Origin of the sequence: Streptomyces sp. NPDC051940, assembly GCF_040680895.1 — a bacterium.
In the GTDB taxonomy this organism is placed as follows: Bacteria; Actinomycetota; Actinomycetes; order Streptomycetales; family Streptomycetaceae; genus Streptomyces.
The window spans coordinates 1-2,763 of record NZ_JBFAXR010000270.1 but is presented as its reverse complement, the minus strand read 5'-3'; the positions used below and the strand labels follow the sequence as shown (position 1 = coordinate 2,763).

Genomic DNA, 2,763 nt, shown 5'->3' with positions numbered 1-2,763 from the left:
GACCGGGGCGCCGAAGGCCGTCATCGTCACCCAGGGGCGGCTGGCGCGGGCCGGGGCGGCGCTCGCGCGGCAGTTCGCGCTGGGCGCGGACGACGCCGGCGGGGACCAGCCGGAAGGAGATGAACCGCGGTTTGTAGATGCTCGGGTCCCGGTAGTGCGCGCCGTCCGACGTCATCCGGTTGTCGAAGCTGTTGACGTTGTACGACACCACCCACCGGTCGCCGTCCTGCAGGATGGGATGGGCGTGGGCGTTGTAGGCGAAGACGTCGGCGTCACCGTAGCTGCCCCACAGACCCGTCTCGGGCATCTCGTAGACCACGTCGTGGTCAACCCAGAACGCGAAGCTGTACGGGTCGCACCCCGACCAGAGGCGGATCTTGTTGCTGAACGCCTCCGTGCTGTTCTGGCTGATCAGCACGAACTGGCCGCGCCACGGGGTGACGCTGTACTCGTTGGCCACGCCGCTCAGATAGGTGCTGCCCTCGGTCTCGCGGTGCATCCAGCTGTCGCCGGTCACGCCGGTCTTCAGGAACTGCCAGTCGTCGACGTTCGTCAGATCGCTGCCGCGGACCCGGGCGATGTGCATCTTCTTGTGCACCGGGTCGTTGCTGACGCCGTAGACGTACGTGTACCCGTCGCCGCTGCGGGAGGCCGGCAGCAGCGCCGAGCCCCAGGCCACACCGGTGTCGGAGGGCAGCGGGTCGATCCAGACGGGCTTGGTCAGATCGTCCAGCGCGAACGTGGCGACCACGTTGCGTACGAACGCGAAGGGCAGCGCGGAGCCGTCGTTGGTGCCCCGGTACTCCTGGAACATCACCTGCAGATAGTCCGTGCCGCCCCGGCTGGCGACCATCCCGTCGCCGAGCCAGTACCAGCGGTTGTCGATCGCCGGCGGCATGAGGGCCTTCGGGCTGTTGACGGTCCCGCCGTGGATGGTGGTCATCGAGCTGCCGTTGCGGACCACGAAGGAGCTGTTGATCAGCTTGGCGCTCAGCGGCCGGGTGCCGTCGGCGTTCAGCGGGCCCAGGAAGGTGTCGGAGAACAGGTAGAGCTCACGCCCGTCCGGCAGCCGGAAGGAGTACGTGGAGTCGCCGCCGGTCCAGCCGTTCGCCGTGGTGCGGGCGTAGTCGAGGAACTGCGGCTCGGGCGTCACCTTGGTCTGCAGGTCCTTGACCTCCGGGAGGTCGTTGGTGCTGCAGGTGGGGTGGACGACGGGGGCGGCGACGCCGGAGGGCGGCGCGGGCGGTCCGCCGTAGGCGCTGCCGTCGGGATCGACCAGCCTGGTGTAGAAGGAGTCCTCGTCGCGCAGGATGCGCTGGTCGTTGTAGAAGCGGTCGAGCCGGGAGCCGGCCTTCTGGTTGTGGGCGGAGTTCAGCGGCTGGACGGCGTAGTGCGCGGTGCCGGTGCCGCCGGTCTTGGAGCCCTCGGCGGTGGAGGCGAAGGGGTACTCGTCGCAGTCGCGGCTGTCGCGGGTGTAGCGCTCGCCGAAGAAGATCCTGCACTGCTTGACGGACTCGGTGCGGTTGCCGTCCTTGTTCGCGACCGTGGTCCGGCGCAGCGGCCGGCCGCTCGCCACGGAGCCGGGGATGCTCTTGGCGGACTCGGACACCGGGAAGGTCCGGTCGGGCTGGTTCTGGGCCCGCCAGATGAACTCGGCGGACTCCTTGACCTCGGAGTCCACGGTGAGGTCGAAGACCTCGGTGACGTCCGGGTAGACGCAGCCGTAGGAGTAGTCGAGGTAGGTCGCCGAGTCGCAGCGGAACCGGCTGCCGTTGACGACGGTCTGGTCGGTCTCGCTGCCGAACCAGACCCCGAAGGTGTAGAAGGCCAGCCCGTCCTCGTGGCTGCCCTCCGGGGAGGTGTACGTGATCCAGGCGGTGCTGGTCGCGGGCTGCATCCACTCGCCGAGGGTGCGTGCCGCGGTCCCGCTCATCGAGCACATCGGGGAGCCGCCCGTGGTCGGGGTGCAGCGCCCGGCCACCACCAGCTGGTCGGACATCCGGGGCGCTCCGGAGACGATCACGGGCTGGTCCAGGATCACGGTCACGGTGTGGCGCCGGTCGGCGGTGCTGCTGCCCTGGTTGCCCTCGCCGGCCAGGGTGAGGCGGAAGCGGACGCGGCCGATCTCGGTGCAGGTGGCCGGGTTGCTGATGTCCGTGCACGTCTCGGAGACGTAGGTGAAGGTGGTGATCTTGCACCAGTTGAAGTGGTCGAGGGTGACCCCGTCGGGCCCGTCGGAGTTCGGGGCCTCGTTGCGGCATCGCAGATAGTCGGCGGTGCCCACGTCGCCCTCGGCGCTGCGCATCCGGGCCACCAGGTCGGTGCGCGCCTCAGCCTGGGCGACGGTCTCGCGTCCGGTGCTGTCGTACCGGTTCGTGCTCTTCGGCTTCGCCGGCTTGTCCGGGGCCGGCGCGGCGGCGGCGGGTGTCTTGCCGACGGATATCCGCCCGGCCGCCGTGTCGCGGGCGGGTGATCCGCCCGTGGCGCCGGCGGCCGCCGGTATGAGCAGGGAGCACAGGGCGGCGGCGGCCGCTAACAGATAGCGGGTTCTCTTCAACGATCCTCCCGGTCCGTGGTGGGGGCAGCCCGGGCGGGGGAGTTCTCACGCCCAGGGCGTGGAGCGGCCGGAACGTTAGCGGTGTGACGCACGTGACGTCAACGCATTCCCGGGGAACACGGGTTGAACGGCCGGCCGCGAACCCCGGCCCGGCCACCGCGGGCCCCGGGGCGGCCCCCCCCGGGGGCGGCCCCCGGCGGGGGGGC

The 2,763-nt window shown here is 70.6% G+C and carries 1 protein-coding gene; it reads right to left on the bottom strand.

Annotation, left to right across the window (positions count from 1 at the left end):
• The coding region (locus AB0M28_RS40300) for a hypothetical protein (RefSeq protein ID WP_365415792.1) at nt 1-2,557 on the bottom strand (2,557 nt) is incomplete at its 3' end.
• Nucleotides 2,558-2,763 lie beyond the last annotated feature (206 nt).